The sequence below is a fragment of the Streptomyces sp. NPDC085931 genome, from assembly GCF_044540565.1.
Classification (GTDB): Bacteria; Actinomycetota; Actinomycetes; order Streptomycetales; family Streptomycetaceae; genus Streptomyces.
On record NZ_JBITSK010000007.1, the window covers coordinates 193,237 to 209,360 of the forward strand.

The window sequence follows — 16,124 nt, forward strand, 5'->3', positions numbered from 1 at the left end:
ACATGGTTCGTACGCCCCACCCCACAGCACACCGTCTGTCGCTTACCTCACGAGGAGCCGCCTGATGTCCGACTTCGTACCCGGGCTCGAAGGAGTCGTCGCGTTCGAGACGGAGATCGCCGAACCGGACAAGGAGGGCGGCGCACTCCGGTACCGGGGCGTCGACATCGAGGACCTGGTCGGCCATGTCTCCTTCGGCAACGTCTGGGGCCTGCTCGTCGACGGTGCCTTCAATCCGGGCCTGCCCGCCGCCGAGCCGTTCCCCATCCCCGTCCACTCCGGTGACATCCGCGTCGACGTCCAGTCCGCGCTGGCGATGCTGGCACCGGTCTGGGGCCTGAAACCGCTGCTCGACATCGATGCGGAGCAGGCCCGCGAGGACCTGGCCCGGGCGGCCGTCATGGCGCTGTCCTACGTGGCCCAGTCGGCCCGCGGGCAGGGCCTGCCCATGGTGCCGCAGCGGGAGATCGACAAGGCGAACTCCGTCGTCGAGCGCTTCATGATCCGCTGGCGGGGCGAGCCCGACCCCAAGCACGTCGCGGCGGTGGACGCCTACTGGACGAGCGCCGCCGAGCACGGCATGAACGCCTCCACGTTCACGGCCCGGGTCATCGCCTCGACCGGCGCGGACGTCGCCGCCGCGCTGTCCGGCGCGGTGGGGGCCATGTCCGGCCCGCTGCACGGCGGTGCCCCGTCCCGGGTCCTGCACATGATCGAGGAGATCGAACGCACGGGCGACGCGGAGGCCTACGTCAAGCAGACCCTCGACAAGGGCGAGCGCCTCATGGGCTTCGGGCACCGCGTCTACCGCGCCGAGGACCCGAGGGCGAGGGTCCTGCGCCGCACGGCCCGCGAGCTGGGCGCCCCCCGCTTCGAGGTCGCCGAGGCCCTGGAGAAGGCGGCCCTGGCGGAGCTCCACGCCCGCCGCCCCGACCGGGTCCTCGCCACCAACGTGGAGTTCTGGGCGGCCATCGTCCTGGACTTCGCCGAGGTCCCGGCGCACATGTTCACCTCCATGTTCACCTGCGCCCGCACGGCCGGCTGGTCCGCCCACATCCTGGAACAGAAGCGCACGGGCCGCCTGGTCCGCCCCTCGGCCCGCTACGTCGGCCCGGGCACGCGCAACCCCCGTGAGATCGAGGGCTACGAGGACATCGCCCACTGACCGGGTCCCACCCGCGGCCTCACCCGTCCCCGGGTGGGGCCGCCGCCCCGTCCGGCCCCGGGAGCCGGTCCAGCTCCTCCCCGATGGCCCGCCGCAGCGGCTCGTGCCGCGCCCCGAGGGCGTACCGCTCCTCGGTCCACATCCCCCGCGGATAGAGCCACACGGGCAGCCGCACCCGCTCGGCCGGCTCCCAGTCGTACCGCGGCCACACGTGCGCGTGCAGGAACGCGTCGGTGTTGCCGAGGATCTCCAGGTTGACCCGCCGGAACCCCGGATCCAGCCGCCGGCAGGCCCGCTCGACGGCTTCCCCGAGCCGGTCCATGCCGTCCAGGAACGCCAGCCGCCGGCCGCGCGGGAGCTCGGACAGCCGCCGCACCGCCGGGTCGTCGGTGAGCAGCACGGCGTACCCGGGCAGGAACTGCACGTCGCCGATGACCGCGAAGCCGGCCTCCAGCCGCCGCAGGACGGTCGGATTCTCGCCCCGCAGGGCGCTGCCCACCCGGTCCCGGTGCCATGTACCCGGCACGATCGTCCTTTCCGAGAACGCAGACGACCCGCGAGTCTGGGTCCTCCAGCGGAGGAGCCGGCCGGACGTACCGGCGACTCGCGGGTCGGGTGACTGCCTGAGATTGGGCCGGCTGCACGTGTCTCACGCGCTGGCTCGGCACCGCACTGAGTGTGGTGTCGGGCCGCTAGCCCGCAGCCACCTCACGCGTCCGGTTTCCATACATCTGCCGAACCACCTCCTCTCTCGTGTACCTGCACCCTAGGAAACCGTTCCGGCTCGCATCAACCGTTTTTCTGAGACCTTGACCCCATGACGCGACGGCAGGCGATTCTCAGCGGTTCGGTGTTCGAGGAGCGGATCGGCTACGCCCGGGCCGTGGTGGACGGGGACCGGGTCCACGTGTCCGGCACGACCGGTTTCGACTACGCGACGATGACGATCTCCGACGACGTCGTGGAACAGGCCGAGCAGTGCCTGCGGAACATCGGGGACGCGCTCGGCAGGGCCGGCTGCTCGTTCTCGGACGTCGTGCGCGTGCGGTACCTGCTGCCCGACCGCGAGGACTTCGAGCCGTGCTGGCCGGTGCTGCGCGCGTGCTTCGGCGAGGTGCGGCCGGCCGCGACGATGATGGTGTGCGGCCTCGCCGACCCCCGGATGAAGATCGAGATCGAGGTGGAAGCGCGCCGCGGCAGCGGTGGTGTCACGGGCCGTTGACGTGGGCATTGCCCGCGTACAACGATTCCTTCAATGTTGTGGGAACTCGGTGTGCGCCGGGTCGCGTTCCAGTTGAATGAGGGCAAGGAGCGAACCGGCGTGCCGTACGTGCGGACGCAGCCTGCAGGGGGTCCAGGTGAGTGCTTCCCGGCGTAGTGGGACCACCGACGAGCTGGGGCCGGGCGAGCCCGGCCGGGACGGTGCGGACGGTTCCGATCTGCTCGCCGCGCTGCTGGACGGGATGGACGCGGCGCTGTGCGCCTTCGACGCCGACGGTGTCGTCACGCACTGGAACCGCGAGGCGGAGCGGATCCTCGGCTGGAGCGCCGAGGAGGCCGTCGGCAAGCGGGGCCTGGCCGGCTGGGCGGTGCGCAGCGCGGACGCCGAGGAGGTCCAGGAGCGGCTGCTGTCGGCCATGCACGCCCCGGGCCGGCAGGTGCACGAGTTCGCGCTGCTGACCAAGGACGGCGGCCGGGTGCTCGTCCGGACGCAGTCGGCGGCCGTGCGCGGGCCCGACGGGAAGCCGGCCGGGGTGTACTGCGCGTTCAGCGAGGTGCACGCGCAGATCGATCTGGAGCGGTCGATCGCGCTGAGCGAGGCGCTGTTCGAGGACGCCGGCTGGGGCGTCGTCCTGGTCGACGTCGACCTGCGGCCCGCCGTGGTGAACGCGCACGCGGCCCGGGCGCTGGGCACGGGCCGTACGTCGGTGCTCGGGCGGCCGCTCGGGGAGCTGCTCTCCCAGGGGGTGGAGGAGCTGGAGAGCGCGCTGCAGCACGTGCTGGCGCAGGGCGCGCCGCCGGCGCCGGCCGAGGTGTGGGTGAGTGTGCGCACGCCCGAGGGGGAGCGGCGGCGGTGCTGGCGCAGCGGTTTCCTGCGGCTGGCCTCGCCGCTTGCGGAGGAGCCGGTTCCGCTGGGTGTGGGCTGGCTGTTCCAGGACGTGACGGAGGCCAAGCAGAACGAGCAGGAGGCGTCGCTGCTGCGGTTCCGCGCGCAGCAGCTGCACCGCGCGTCGCGGGCGGCCGCCGAGTGCGAGGACCCGGCGGAGGCGGCGACGGTCCACCTGGACTTCGCCCTGGCCGGGTTCGCCGACCACGGGCTGATCGACCGGGTGGCCGGGGGCGCGCTGAGCGACCCGGAGGCCGAGGGCCCCGTCCGGCTGGTGCGGGTCGCGGCCACGCCGTCCGGCGCCCCGGGACCGAGCCGGCTCGCGGGCCGCTCGGGGCTGCCCGTGCGCTACCCGGAGGGCCATCCGGCCCTGCAGTGCGTGGAGCGGATGGGGGCGCTGCGGGCGAGCGCGGGTGCGGCACCGCCCGAGCGGGCCCGCGCGTGGGCGCTGGCACGGCAGTGGCCGCCGGACGCGGTGCACGCCCTGTGCGCGGTGCTGCGCAGCAGGGGGCGCACGCTCGGTGTCGTGACGTTTCTGCGGGGAGCGGGCCGCAGCGCCTTCGAGCGCTCCGACGCGATGTACGCGGAGGACGTGGCGGTGCGCATCGCGGCGGCCCTGGACCTGGTCGACCTGACGGGCCCCCCGGACCACCTCTGACCTACCGCGGGGCCGGGCCGTTCCCCACCCCTGCCGGACCCGCGGCCCGCGTGGACCGGCCGGACCGGGCCCGGGCCTGCCGCGACTCCCGTCGGTCCGGCCTGGTGGTCCGGGGGCGGTCAGTGGCGGTAGAAGATGCGGTCCGCGTACCGCTCCATCACCTGGGCGTTCCAGTCGTGTCCGCCGTCGACGTTCCCGGAGCGCAGCAGCGGCGGCTCGATGCCGCGGTCGGCGAGGGTCGTCGCGGTCGTGGCCATGACCGCCTGGAGGAGGGCCGAGGTGACGACCGTGGAGGCGGGGGCGAAGGGCGCGGGCACCTTGTCGTGGGTGAGTTCCGCGTCGCCGACCGCGATCCTGGAGTCGAGGACGAGGTCGCAGTGGTCCTTCAGATACGTGCCCGAGGAGTGCCGGGACTCGGTCTGCGAGGCGTACGCCACCGAGGTCACGCCGATGACCTTCACCCCCAGGGCGCGCGCGTGCAGGGCCATCTCCACGGGCAGCGCGTTGCGCCCGGACAGGGAGATGATCAGCAGGGCGTCGCCCGCGCGCAGCGGGGAGTTGTCGAGGACGGCGCTCGCGAGGCCGTCGACGCGCTCCAGGGCGGAGCCGAGCGGTGCGGGCATGACGTCGACGCCGACCACACCGGGCACGGCGAGCAGGTTCATCAGGGCGAGTCCGCCGGCGCGGTAGACGAGGTCCTGCGCCGCGAGGGAGGAGTGCCCGGCGCCGAACGCGAAGAGCCGGCCGCCGTTCTCGACGGTGTCGGCCAGGAGCGTCCCGGCGGCCGCGATGCTGTCGGCCTCCTCGTCGCGGACCTGGCGCAGCAGGTCGATCGCGGCATCGAGGAACTGGACGGCCGGCGCGCGGTCGCTCATACGGGATCCCCTTCCAACGGGCCTCACGGGCTTGTGCCGCGCATCACGGTGCGGTCTGGACCAGTGCGGTGTCAATACGGCCGGGGGCGCGGCGCCGCGGGGCGGCACCGGGCGCCACGGCGGGCCCGAAGCGGAGGTTCGTACCCCGCTCCGGAGCCCGGTAATCCCCCGCTTTCCCGCCCGCGGCACGGTTGTCGGTGGTATCCGGCAGAATTGGGTGCAGGGCCAGCGCACACGCCGGTGAGCCGTCCAGCCTCCGGCAGATCTCATTCGAGGGGCACGTATGTCCGGACTGATCGACACCACGGAGATGTATCTCCGCACCATCCTCGAGCTGGAGGAAGAGGGTGTGGTCCCCATGCGCGCCCGTATCGCCGAGCGGCTCGACCAGAGCGGCCCGACGGTGAGCCAGACCGTGGCGCGGATGGAGCGCGACGGCCTGGTGTCCGTCGCCACCGACCGGCACCTGGAGCTCACGGACGAGGGCCGCCGCCTCGCCACGCGCGTGATGCGCAAGCACCGCCTCGCCGAGTGCCTGCTGGTCGACGTGATCGGTCTGGAGTGGGAGCAGGTCCACGCCGAGGCGTGCCGCTGGGAGCACGTGATGAGCGAGGCCGTGGAGCGCCGCGTCCTGGAGCTGCTGCGGCACCCGACGGAATCGCCCTACGGCAATCCGATCCCGGGCCTGGAGGAGCTGGGCGAGAAGGACGGTGCCGACCCGTTCCTGGACGAGGGCATGGTGTCGCTGGCCAGCCTCGATCCGGGCACGGAGGGCAAGACGGTCGTGGTGCGCCGGATCGGCGAGCCGATCCAGACGGACGCGCAGCTGATGTACACGCTGCGGCGGGCGGGCGTGCAGCCCGGCTCGGTGGTGAGCGTGACCGAGTCGGCGGGCGGCGTGCTGGTGGGCAGCGGCGGCGAGGCGGCCGAGCTGGAGTCGGACGTGGCCTCCCACGTGTTCGTCGCCAAGCCCTGAGCCGGCGGGCGGTCCACCCGGGGGCGGGCGGTCCACCCGGGGGCGTCCGGTCCGGCCGGGCAGGGGGCGGACGGCCGGGGGCGACGGCCGGTGCGGCGGGGGCGCTTGTGGTGATGGCGTGATCCGTGCCGCATCCCGGATCCGGTCCGCCGAATGGCAGCGCTCGCCCGCTTCCCGTGCGACGCTGTCGCGAGGGGCATATGACCGGAGGGGCTCTTGGCCGTGGCCTGACAGCGATGTCGCCCGGCCGGGGAGGGGGCGGGGAGGATGTGCCGTTCGGACGGAGAGGGCCCCGGCGCCGTGCGGCGCCGGGGCCTGTCCTCCCCTGTGCTGACCCGGAGCCCCGAGCTCTCAGGGTCATCCCCCACGGACCGGTTTCCCCGAGCGGTCCGCCTCCCGCTGAAGATCTCCCCTCGGTGGCGGCGATCAATCCCTGAGGGCGGTCACTCGAACGAGGGGTGTTGCCCACGGGAAGCGCATTTTCGAAAGCGCATTCGATAGTCTGCGGGCGGCGCAGGCCAGGGTCCGCCACGGACCCCGCACGACAGGCACGGCAGGCAGAACACGGTTCACAGGACCGTCCGGCCGGACAGGGCCGCGGTCCGCGCGAAGCTTGGGGGGTGCCACGACATGGCGCGACGCATCGACGTGACCGGGACGGACGGCGTACGCCTCGCGGCCTGGGAGTTCGGCGACCCGCCCAAGACCGATCCGGCGCAGGACGGGCCGGACGCGGCGGACGGGCACGCCGGGCGCGCCGGGGCCGGCGGCTCCCCGGGCGTGCTGTTACTGCACGGCCTCATGGGCCGTGCCTCGCACTGGGCGCCCACCGCCCGGTGGCTCTCCGGCCGGTACCGCGCGGTCGCCCTGGACCAGCGCGGCCACGGCCGCAGCGACAAGCCCCCGGGGGGCGCCTTCACCCGGGACGCCTACGTGGACGACGCCGAGGCCGCCCTGGAGCAGCTCGGCCTCGCCCCGGTCGTCCTGATCGGCCACGCCATGGGCGCGCTCACCGCCTGGCAGCTCGCCGCCCGGCGCCCGGAGCTGGTCCGCGGGCTGATCATCTGCGACATGCGGGCCTCCGCGCTCGGCGCCGCGTCGCAGCGCGAGTGGGCCCAGTGGTTCGCGTCCTGGCCGCTGCCGTTCGCCACGCTCGCCGACGTCCGCAAGTGGTTCGGCGAGGACGACCCCTGGGTGGAGCGGCCCAACCCGGCGCGCGGCGAGTTCTACGCCGAGGTGATGGCCGAGTCCCCGGACGGCTGGCGCCCCGTCTTCGAGCCGGAGCAGATGCTGCGCTCCCGCGAGACCTGGGTGTACGACGCGCACTGGGAGGAACTGGCCCAGGTCCGCTGCCCCGCCCTGGTGGTGCGCGGCCTCGACGGCGAACTGGGCCGCGCCGAGGCCCAGGAGATGGTCCGGGTCCTGCCGCGCGGCCAGTACGCGGAGGTCGCCGACGCCGGCCACCTCGTCCACTACGACCAGCCGGAGGCCTGGCGCGCGGCCATCGAGCCGTTCCTGGACTCGCTCGGCGACGCCTGAGCCACGCCCGGGCCCACCGGGCCTGCCGCACATGGCGCGCCCGGGACCACCGGGCCCGCCGCACACGGCCCGCCCGAAACCACCAGGCGCGCCGCACACAACCCGCCCCGGGATCACCAGGCCCGCACACGGCCCACCCGAGACCACCGGGTCCACACACGGCCGCCCGAAACCACCAGGCCCGCCGCACACGGCCCGTCCGGACCACCGAGCCCGCACGCGGCCCGTCCGGGACCACCGGGCCCGCCGCACACGGCCCGCCCGGGCCCACCGGGCCCGCCGACACGCCCGCTCGGGACCACCAGGCCTGCACGCGGCCCCCCTTGGCCACCGGGCCTGCACACGGCCCGCCCGGGCCCACCGGGACCACCGGGCCCGCCGCACGCGGCCCCCCCCCTTGGCCACCGCGTCCGCACACGGCCTGCCCGAAACCACCGGGCCCGCCGACACGCCCGCCCGGGACCACCGGGCCCGCCGCACGCGGCCCGCCCGGGACCACCAGGTCGCACACGCGACCGCCCGCCCCGGTCACCCCTTGCTGACCGCCTGGAGGATCTCCGGCAGCCGCCGGGCCGTCCGGGGGGCCGCCAGCCGCAGCCCCACCGCCGTGAGCACCGCCCCGTACAGCGTGCCCACGGGCAGCAGCAGCCAGGCGAAGTCCTCGCCGTCCGCGCTCACGTTCAGCCAGATCGTGAGCGCGATGACGGGCGCGCACAGCAGGGCGGCCCCGATCATCCCGCCGAAGATGGAGATCCAGGCGAGCCCGGTCTGCCCCGGGGCGACGTTCTTGTAGCCCTCCTGCGGGATGGAGTACGGGAAGCGGGCGGAGGTCCACGCCCCGGTCGCCAGCATCGCGCCGAGCAGCGCGAAGGACAGCCCCAGCGCCTCGGGCAGCCGCGGCCAGTCGCCGAGCATGGCGGTCGTGACGACGGTGACGAGCGCGGCGTACGGCAGGGTGATCAGCAGCAGCGCGTAGGCCCGGGCGCGCAGTTCGGCGTAGGCGTCACGGGTGGAGGAGATCGTCATCGCGACCATCCAGAACGCCGAGGAGTCCTGACCGAACTGGTTGTACATCTGGATGCCGAGCATCCCGGCCGCGAAGCACGCGAAGTACACCGAGCCGGTGCCCTGCCAGGCGTTGAAGACCGGCACGATCAGCCCGATCGCCAGCGAGGTCACCCAGGCCGCCTTGGTCTTCGGGTCGCGCCACACGTAGCGCAGGCTGCGCTCCATCACCGTGCCCGTACGGCCGGCCGGCAGCAGCCGCGCGAGCCCGGTCGACGACCGCTCGCGGACGGCCGGCTCCGCCGCCGGCAGGGTCGAACCGTCGGGCGAGGTCATCAGCCGGGTCAGATGCCGCGACCACACCGCGAGCAGCACGGCCAGCGCACCCGCGCTGAGCGCCAGTTGCGCGAGCGCGCGCCCGTACGCCCCCTCGCCGACCGCGTGCACGGCCGCGAGCGCCGACGCGGGCGGCACCCACTGCAGCACGTCGCCCGCCGGTTCCAGCTCACCGAGCCCGGACGCGCCGATCCGCTGCGCGCCGAAGTTGACGACCTGTGCCCCGACGGCGATGACGAGCCCGCTCAGTACCGCCAGGTCGCGACCCTTGCGGCTGGTCAGCAGCCGCACGTTGGCGGCGGCCACGGCCCGGGCGAGGGCCACGCACACCAGCAGCGCCAGCACGACGGCGACCACGCCCACCGCGAACGCGGCCCCGCCCCGGGCCACGGCGATCACGCCGCCGGCCAGCAGGCAGAGCGTGAACAGCGGCCCGATCCCCACCAGCGACGCCGCCAGCAGCGCCCGCACCAGCGGCCGGGGCCGCAGCGGCAGCATCACCAGCCGGGTCGGGTCGAGGGTCTCGTCCCCGCTCGGGAAGAACAGCGGCATCACGGCCCAGCCGAGCCCCAGCACCGCCACCGCCAGCACGACCACCGACTCGGCGTGCGCGTGCCCGCGCAGCGCGATCAGGCCGATCAGCTGCAGCGCGGCGAACAGCACGGCGACGACGGCCGAGGCGATGTAGGCGGCCTTGCGCCCACCGGACTGCCGCAGCCCGTTGCGCAGCAGCGACAGCTTCAGCCGGACGAAGACGGGGGTGATCGCGTCGGCGCTCACCGGGACCCGCCGCCCAGCCAGTCGAGGTCGGACCCGGCGTCCCGGCCCTGGGCGCCGACGAGTTCGAGGAAGGCCCGCTGCAGCGACGGCGCGTCACCGCGCACCTCGGCGAGGGTGCCGGTGGCCCGGATCCGCCCGGCGGCCATCACCGCGACCCAGTCGCACAGCGACTCGACGAGCTCCATGACGTGGGAGGAGAACACCACGGTGGCGCCCGAGGCGGTGTACCGCTCCAGGACGCCCCGGATGGTCTGGGCGGAGACGGGGTCGACGCCCTCGAACGGCTCGTCCAGGAAGAGCACTTCGGGATTGTGGAGGAGGGCGGCGGCGAGGCCGATCTTCTTGCGCATGCCGGTCGAGTAGTCGACGACGAGCTTGTGCTGGGCGCCGGCCAGGTCGAGGACGTCCAGGAGCTGGGTGGCCCGCTTGTCGACCTCGGCGCCGGGCAGCCCGCGCAACCGGCCGGAGTACGCCAGCAGTTCCCGCCCCGAGAGCCTCTCGAACAGCCGCAGCCCTTCCGGCAGCACCCCGATGCGGGCCTTCACCTCGACGGGATCGCGCCACACATCGTGCCCGGCGATCTCGACGGTCCCGCCGTCGGGCCGGAGCAGCCCGGTCACCATGGACAGCGTGGTGGTCTTCCCGGCCCCGTTCGGTCCGACGAGCCCGATGAACTTGCCCGCGGGCAGCTCCAGATCGATCCCGGCGACAGCGACCTGCTGCCCGAACCGCTTCCAGAGCCCCTGCACACGCACAGCGCTGGATGTCACCGCGTCTCCCTCCGTCACCGTGCACCCTACGGTTTCGGCGGCACCCGAGGGGCGCGGGGAACTGCGCGAGCGGCCGACGACCACCCGCGGCCGCCACGCGACGGCAACCAGGCAGACGAGCAGGCGCTACCGGTCCCGCCCGCACGCATAGGCCAACGGCGAGATCAGCTCCTCCGCGTCCGGCAGCCACCGGTTGGCGGGAGTCGGCCGGCAGGCCCACTGCACGGCCCCCCGGGACCCGAACCGCGTGGGCGGCGCGGCCACGTACGCCCCCTCGCCCAGCACCGTCAGATCCAGCGACGACATCGACCAGCCCAGCTTGCGCACCAGATCGGGCACCTTCGCGCTGGCCCCCGGCAGCACGAAGAACTCCATCCGCCGGTCCGGCGTGAGCGTCACCGGTCCCAGCGTCAGCTCCATCCGCTCCATCCGCGCCAGCGCCAGGAACCCGGCCGTCTCCGGCACGGAGATCGCGTCGAACGTCCGGCCCGTCGGCAGCAGGATCGACGCCGTCGGCTGCTTCTGCCACATCCGCCGCGCGACCGTCGCGCTGCCCGTCGCCTGCGTCGCCCAGTCGGGACGCGCCGGGTGGGAGCCGGGTGCCGGACACGCGGCGTCACCGCACGAGCAGCGCTGACTGCCGTCGACGGCTTCCAGCCAGGTGCCCGGGAACACGTCCCAGTGCCGCTCCTCGGCGTAGCGGACGGCGGTCTCCAGCAGCGATTCCCCGCGCTGCTTCGGGATCTGAGCGGCTTCGGTGCCGGCGATCGTCTCTTCCACGATGAACACAACTCCGGTCGTCACCAGGGGTTACGCCCGCCCGCGTGCGCGGGGAGGAGCATCCCGTCCGCGGCCGGGGCGCATGGGTGCATGTCCGGGGGCGCGCAGGAGGATCGGTGGCCGCAGGTGGGTAGCCACGAGTGGGGCCGGCGCCAGCCGTAACCCCGGCAATCCTCACATGCCTCGCATTTTCGCCTGGTCGGCGGGGCATTGATCTTCACGGCCGGATCTCCTCGCCGGGACGCGAGGGGCCCCGGCCGCGGAAGACACGTCAACTCGGTGCGTGGGCAGGCACCGCAGCCACAGGGGGTACGCCATGGCCGCAAGGCCGCTCGTCGCCCGGCAGCCGAACGAACGGCTCCAGGCGCTCATCCAGGAAGCCGGTTGCTCCAACGCCGGCCTCGCCCGCCGGGTCAACATGTGCGGAGCCGAGCACGGACTCGACCTGCGCTACGACAAGACGTCCGTGGCGCGCTGGCTGCGCGGGCAGCAACCGCGGGGCAGGGCACCGGCGATCATCGCCGAGGCGCTGGGCCGCAAACTCGGCCGTACGGTCACGATCGACGAGATCGGCATGGCCAACGGCAAGAACCTCGCCTCGGGGGTGGGGCTCCAGTTCTCGCCGACGGTGCTGGGGGCCATCGAGCAGGTCTGCGAGCTGTGGCGCAGCGACGTGGGGCGGCGGGACTTCCTGTCCGGCTCCTCCGTCGCCGCGTCGGCGCTGGTCGAGCCCAGCCGTGACTGGCTGATCTCCGCGCCGGACTCGCAGGTGTCGCGCTCGGCGGGGCCGCGGGTCGGCCAGTCCGACGTGGAGGCCGTGCGGGCCATGACACAGGCGCTGGTGGACCTCGACCACCAGTACGGCAGCGGGCATGTGCGCCCGGTGGTCGTGCACTACCTCAACAGCGTGGTCTCGGGGCTGCTGGCGGGGTCGTACCGGGAGGCGGTGGGGCGGGACCTGTTCGCCGCGGTGGCGCGGCTGACGGAACTCGCCGGGTACATGGCCGTCGACACGGGACAGCCGGGGCTGGCCCAGCGCTACTACATCCAGGCCCTGCGGCTGGCCCAGGCGGCCGGGGACCGCGGGTACGGCGGCTACGTCCTCGCGGCCTCCATGAGCCACCTGGCCGCGCAGCTCGGGAACCCGCGCGAGATCGCGCAGTTGGCGCGGGCGGCGCAGGAGGGGGCGCGGGGGCGCGTCACGCCGCGCGCGGAGTCCATGTTCCACGCCGCGGAGGCGCGCGGGCACGCCCTGCTGGGCGACGCGCGCGCCGCGCAGCTCGCGGCCGGGCGCGCGGTGAGCGCCCTGGAGGCGGCCGACCCGGCCACCGGGGACGACCCGGTGTGGATCGCCCACTTCGACGAGGCGTACCTGGCCGACGAGTTGGCCCACTGCCACCGCGATCTCGGGCAGGCCGAGGCGGCGGCGCGGTGCGCGCAGGAGTCGCTGGCCGGGCATCCGCGCAGCCGGGCCCGCCGCCGGGCCATCGGCTATGTGTTGCTCGCCACAGCGCAGGTGCAGCAGCGCGAGATCGAGGAGGCGTGCAGCACCGGCATGAAGGCCGTCGAACTGCTGGAGGGCCTGCGGTCCAACCGGGGCGCCGAGTACCTGGAGGACTTCCAGCAGCGGCTGGAGCCGTACCGGGACGAGGCGGTGGTACGGGAGTTCGGCGCGCGGCTCGACCTGCAGGCGGCGGCGTGAACACCCGCTCGGCACAGGCGTGAACATCCGGGGAACGGCCGCTTGACAGGCGGGAGGTGACGCGAGAGGCGTGCCGCGACCCGGTGCTGTCGCCGCGCTCACAGGGCGGGCGGTCGCGCCCTGTGCTGCGTGGCACGGGGCTCAGGGGACCCGGTAGCGTGACCCGACGATTCACAAGGTCCCCCATTAGTAGGAGTCCCGGTGACGCAGAGTGGACAGGGCGAGGAGCCCTCGGCGCGCCCCGCGCGCGAAGGCATCGTGCTGCCCTCGGACGGTGGCGAACCCCTGCTGCCGGGCATGACCGGCGGACCCGGCGACGCCGCCACGCGCCGGCCCGCCCCCGCCCCGACGGGACAGGCCCCGGCCGAGGGCCGGACCTGGGACCGGCCCTGGGGCCCCGAGCAGCAGACGCCCCCGCAGCCGGGCCGAACCTGGCAGTCCGCGCCGCCGCAGCAGCAGTGGCCCACGCCCCCGCAGCAGTCCTGGGACGGGGGGCGGTCCGCGCCCGGTCCGCAGGACCCGGGAGCGCTCCCGCAGGAGGGCACCCGCCCGCCGCACCCGTACGGCGAGCAGGCGCAGCACGCCTCCTACGACGCGCACCAGCCGCCGGCGGGTGCCTACGGCGCGCCGGGCGGCGGAGCCCCGCTGCCCCCGGAGGGCCCGTACGGCGCCGGGTCGGCCCCGCTGCACCCCGCCACGGACGCCTACGGCTCTCCCGCCGGTGGGCACGGGCACGGCCCCGCGAGCGGCCCGCGGCATGCGGCCCCGGACGAGGGGGCGACCCAGTACCTGCCGCCGGTCGCCGCGGACGGGTCCGCCGCCGCCACGCAGTACCTGCCGCCCGTTCCCCCCGCCGCCGACGAAGGGGCCACGCAGTACATACCCCCGGTCGGACCGGGGGCCCTGCCGCCCGAGTCGTCCGCCGGGGAGGACCCCGAGGCGACCCGGTTCCTGGGGACCGGACCGCGCGCCGGGTCGGGAGCCGGGCCGCTGCCGCCCGCCTCGAACCCGGACGCCGAGGCCACGCAGTACATCGCGCCGGTGCCCGGGGGCGCGGACCAGCAGCCGCCCGCCGAGTTCGGCCACCTCTTCCGCACCGACCCGGCCGCCGAGGCCCCCGCCGGGGCCACCCAGCAGCTGCCCCGTGTCGAGGAGCACCGCTCCCAGCCCTCCCACCGCGCCCCCCAGACCTCCCACGCCGCTCCCGCCGCGGGCCGCTCGCGCGGCGGCCGGACCGGTTCACGCGTGCCCGTCATCGCCGCCGTCGGCATCGGCATAGCCGTCCTCGGCGTCGGCGCGGGCGCGCTGCTCGCCGGGGGCGGCGGTGACGACGGCGGCGACGACAACACGACCGTGGCCGCCTCCGCGCCGGCCACGGACGGCTCCGCCTCCCCCTCCGCCGACCCGGCCCGCGCCCAGGCGGTCGAGCTGGACAAGCTGCTCGCCGACAGCGGCGACAGCCGCAGCGCGGTCATCAACGCGGTGGCCGACGTCAAGGGCTGCGACAACCTCGCCCAGGCCGCCAAGGACCTGCGCGACGCGGCCAGGCAGCGCACCCAGCTGGTCACCCGGCTCGACGGCATCCAGGTCGACCGGCTGCCCGGGCACGCCGAGCTCACCACCGCCCTCACCAAGGCGTGGCAGGCCTCCGCCTCCGCCGACAACCACTACGCGGCCTGGGCCGACCAGACCGCGGGCAAGAAGGGGTGCAGGAAGGGCCAGGCCCGCGTCACCGGCCAGACGCAGGCGGGCAACCGGGCCAGCGGCGTCGCGAGCGCCGAGAAGGCCAAGGCGGCCACGCTGTGGAACAGCATCGCCAAGACCTACGGCCTGACCGAACGGCAGCCGACGCAGCTGTGACGGCCGCCGGGCCGAGCCGGCCCGGCGGGCACCGCCGGGCCCGCGCCTAGGTCGTGTCCGTAAAGTCCCGTCGTCCGCCCGGAGGGCGGGCCCTGCGGCGTCTGGTGCGTGCTCTCGGCGCGCCGGGCGGAGGCCCGCGTACCGGATGTACTTGGGGCTTCGCTCGGTGCGGCGAGAGTGCGTGCCAGGCGTCGCGGGGCAGGCGGGACTTTACGGACACGGCCTAGTACGTCACGTCCGCGTCCTGCAGGGTCCGGGTCGTGTCGACGAAGCCCTTGCGCGCCGACACCAGCCGTCCCTCGCGCACCACCTGCAGGGTCACGTTCGCGTTGACCAGCCGCGGGAAGCCGACGGAGGCCAGCTCGTCCTGGAACCGCCACTGCAGGGTCGGCGTGAGCCCGCCCGTGTCGATCTCCAGGCCGTCGTCGAGGGCCTCCGCGACGGTGTCGGCGCTCACCTCGCCGTCGCCGAGCGACTCGACGACCCGGTGGAACACGGTGTAGGCGATCCACGTGGTCTGCACACCGGCGTCCGCGGGGTCGATGCGGTTGTCGCCGAAGGCCTCCTCCTTGATCACCCGCTTCATCCCGTCCCAGCGCGGATCGCTCGCCACGGGGTACCAGCCGGTGATGTACGACCCCTCGTACGGCCCCGACGCCCCACCGGTCGCGTCGATCACCGTCTGGTCGACGCTGCCGAGCACGGCGGCCGTCCGCACGTCGGGATAGTCCTCCCGGGCCCGGCGGAAGGAGTCCATGAACGTGCCGTTGCGGTCCCCGAGCGCGGGCACCACACAGCCCTCGTCCCGCGGGTCGGTGGTCGTCGAGCGCAGTGCCCGCTCGGCCTGGCCGTCGTACTCGGTGGCGTCCTCCGGTGCGCGCTGGTCCCGCGCGGGCGCGTGCCCGCCCGACTTCAGACCCGAATCCAGCAGCGGCGGCAGCTGGTCGCCCGCGATGGTGTCGGGCCGGATCAGGGCCACCGGCCCGCAGTCGGCGAGCGCGCGGCCCAGCCCGGCGAGCAGCGCGGGCTGGCCGCCGTTGACCGGGTAGGACAGGGGGCTGGTGAACTCGGCGTTGGTGATGCCGTAGCCGCCGATGTAGGGGATGCCCGCGCCCTCCAGGGACGGGAAGAAGGAGTCGGCGTGCTGGCTGTAGGATCCGACGACCGCGACCACGTTCTCCTTGGCGGCCGTCCGCGCGCACCTGGCGGCGGCCACGCTGTCGTTGTGGTCGTTGCAGGTCAGCACCTTCAGCTCGCGGCCGTTGATCCCGCCGTTGGCGTTCACCCAGCGGGCGTAGGCGCGGGCGAAGGCCGGCATGCCGGGCTTGTTGGTGGCCCTGGTCTTCTCGGGCGCCCACGTCATGACGGTGATGGGCTCGTCCCCGGCACCCCCCGTGGTACCGGGCACGACCCCGCAGCCGGCCAGGAGCGAGGCGCACGCGACCGCCGCGCCCGCGGAGAGGACGCCTCTTCTGGCGTGACGGGTGAGGAGGCCGGAAAGGGATGTGCTGCGGGTGCGTCGCCTGCCGGTCATGGGTCCGCACGATTCCGTCACACGGCTAACCCATGAG

The 16,124-nt window shown here is 74.5% G+C and carries 13 protein-coding genes; 7 read left to right on the forward strand and 6 right to left on the reverse strand.

Going from position 1 to position 16,124, the window contains the following annotated elements; all coding sequences use genetic code 11:
* The first annotated feature begins 64 nt into the window (after positions 1 to 64).
* Positions 65 to 1,165, forward strand: coding sequence for a citrate synthase 2 (locus ACIGAN_RS16705; protein WP_365091154.1), 1,101 nt, complete (start codon positions 65 to 67; stop codon positions 1,163 to 1,165).
* A 19-nt stretch (positions 1,166 to 1,184) separates the two neighbouring features.
* Here the strand turns inward: ACIGAN_RS16705 and ACIGAN_RS16710 are convergent, their stop codons facing one another.
* A complete protein-coding gene (locus ACIGAN_RS16710) occupies positions 1,185 to 1,691 on the reverse strand; it encodes a diadenosine tetraphosphate hydrolase (RefSeq protein ID WP_365738243.1) in 507 nt (168 codons plus the stop codon).
* 291 nt (positions 1,692 to 1,982) lie between these two features.
* Here ACIGAN_RS16710 and ACIGAN_RS16715 point away from each other — a divergent pair, with 291 nt between their 5' ends.
* On the forward strand, positions 1,983 to 2,387 hold the full coding sequence (locus ACIGAN_RS16715; RefSeq protein WP_399858198.1) for a RidA family protein: 405 nt from the start codon (positions 1,983 to 1,985) through the stop codon (positions 2,385 to 2,387).
* Positions 2,388 to 2,463: 76 nt separating this feature from the next.
* On the forward strand, positions 2,464 to 3,930 hold the full coding sequence (locus ACIGAN_RS16720) for a PAS domain-containing protein (RefSeq protein ID WP_365738246.1): 1,467 nt from the start codon (positions 2,464 to 2,466) through the stop codon (positions 3,928 to 3,930).
* Positions 3,931 to 4,049: 119 nt separating this feature from the next.
* Here the strand turns inward: ACIGAN_RS16720 and ACIGAN_RS16725 are convergent, their stop codons facing one another.
* Complete coding sequence (locus ACIGAN_RS16725; protein ID WP_399858200.1) at positions 4,050 to 4,805, reverse strand: SIS domain-containing protein; 756 nt, start codon at positions 4,803 to 4,805, stop codon at positions 4,050 to 4,052.
* A gap of 283 nt (positions 4,806 to 5,088) precedes the next feature.
* Between ACIGAN_RS16725 and ACIGAN_RS16730 the strand changes: the two genes are divergently transcribed.
* Entirely contained in the window at positions 5,089 to 5,781 is a 693-nt protein-coding gene (locus ACIGAN_RS16730) for a metal-dependent transcriptional regulator (protein ID WP_094056948.1), read from the forward strand.
* Between the two features lie 630 nt (positions 5,782 to 6,411).
* Positions 6,412 to 7,320, forward strand: a complete 909-nt coding sequence (locus tag ACIGAN_RS16735; protein ID WP_399858202.1) for an alpha/beta fold hydrolase — start codon at positions 6,412 to 6,414, stop codon at positions 7,318 to 7,320.
* 528 nt (positions 7,321 to 7,848) lie between these two features.
* Here the strand turns inward: ACIGAN_RS16735 and ACIGAN_RS16740 are convergent.
* The 3 genes from ACIGAN_RS16740 to ACIGAN_RS16750 all read right to left on the reverse strand — a co-directional run bounded on the left by ACIGAN_RS16740 (position 7,849) and on the right by ACIGAN_RS16750 (position 11,000).
* On the reverse strand, positions 7,849 to 9,441 hold the full coding sequence (locus ACIGAN_RS16740) for a transporter (RefSeq protein WP_399858204.1): 1,593 nt from the start codon (positions 9,439 to 9,441) through the stop codon (positions 7,849 to 7,851).
* Positions 9,438 to 10,229 carry an ABC transporter ATP-binding protein gene (locus ACIGAN_RS16745; protein ID WP_365091136.1) on the reverse strand — a complete coding sequence of 264 codons (792 nt, stop codon included), beginning with the start codon at positions 10,227 to 10,229 and terminating at the stop codon, positions 9,438 to 9,440. Before ACIGAN_RS16745 ends, ACIGAN_RS16740 begins: the two co-directional genes overlap by 4 nt.
* Positions 10,230 to 10,337: 108 nt before the next feature.
* Positions 10,338 to 11,000 carry a bifunctional DNA primase/polymerase gene (locus ACIGAN_RS16750; protein WP_365738254.1) on the reverse strand — a complete coding sequence of 221 codons (663 nt, stop codon included), beginning with the start codon at positions 10,998 to 11,000 and terminating at the stop codon, positions 10,338 to 10,340.
* Between the two features lie 307 nt (positions 11,001 to 11,307).
* Between ACIGAN_RS16750 and ACIGAN_RS16755 the strand changes: the two genes are divergently transcribed.
* On the forward strand, positions 11,308 to 12,693 hold the full coding sequence (locus tag ACIGAN_RS16755; RefSeq protein WP_399858207.1) for a transcriptional regulator: 1,386 nt from the start codon (positions 11,308 to 11,310) through the stop codon (positions 12,691 to 12,693).
* Positions 12,694 to 12,894: 201 nt separating this feature from the next.
* Positions 12,895 to 14,553 (forward strand): hypothetical protein, encoded by a 1,659-nt coding sequence (locus tag ACIGAN_RS16760; RefSeq protein ID WP_399858210.1) that lies wholly within the window; start codon positions 12,895 to 12,897, stop codon positions 14,551 to 14,553.
* A 223-nt stretch (positions 14,554 to 14,776) separates the two neighbouring features.
* Here the strand turns inward: ACIGAN_RS16760 and ACIGAN_RS16765 are convergent, their stop codons facing one another.
* Entirely contained in the window at positions 14,777 to 16,087 is a 1,311-nt protein-coding gene (locus ACIGAN_RS16765) for an ABC transporter substrate-binding protein (RefSeq protein ID WP_399858213.1), read from the reverse strand.
* Between the last annotated feature and the right edge of the window lie 37 nt (positions 16,088 to 16,124).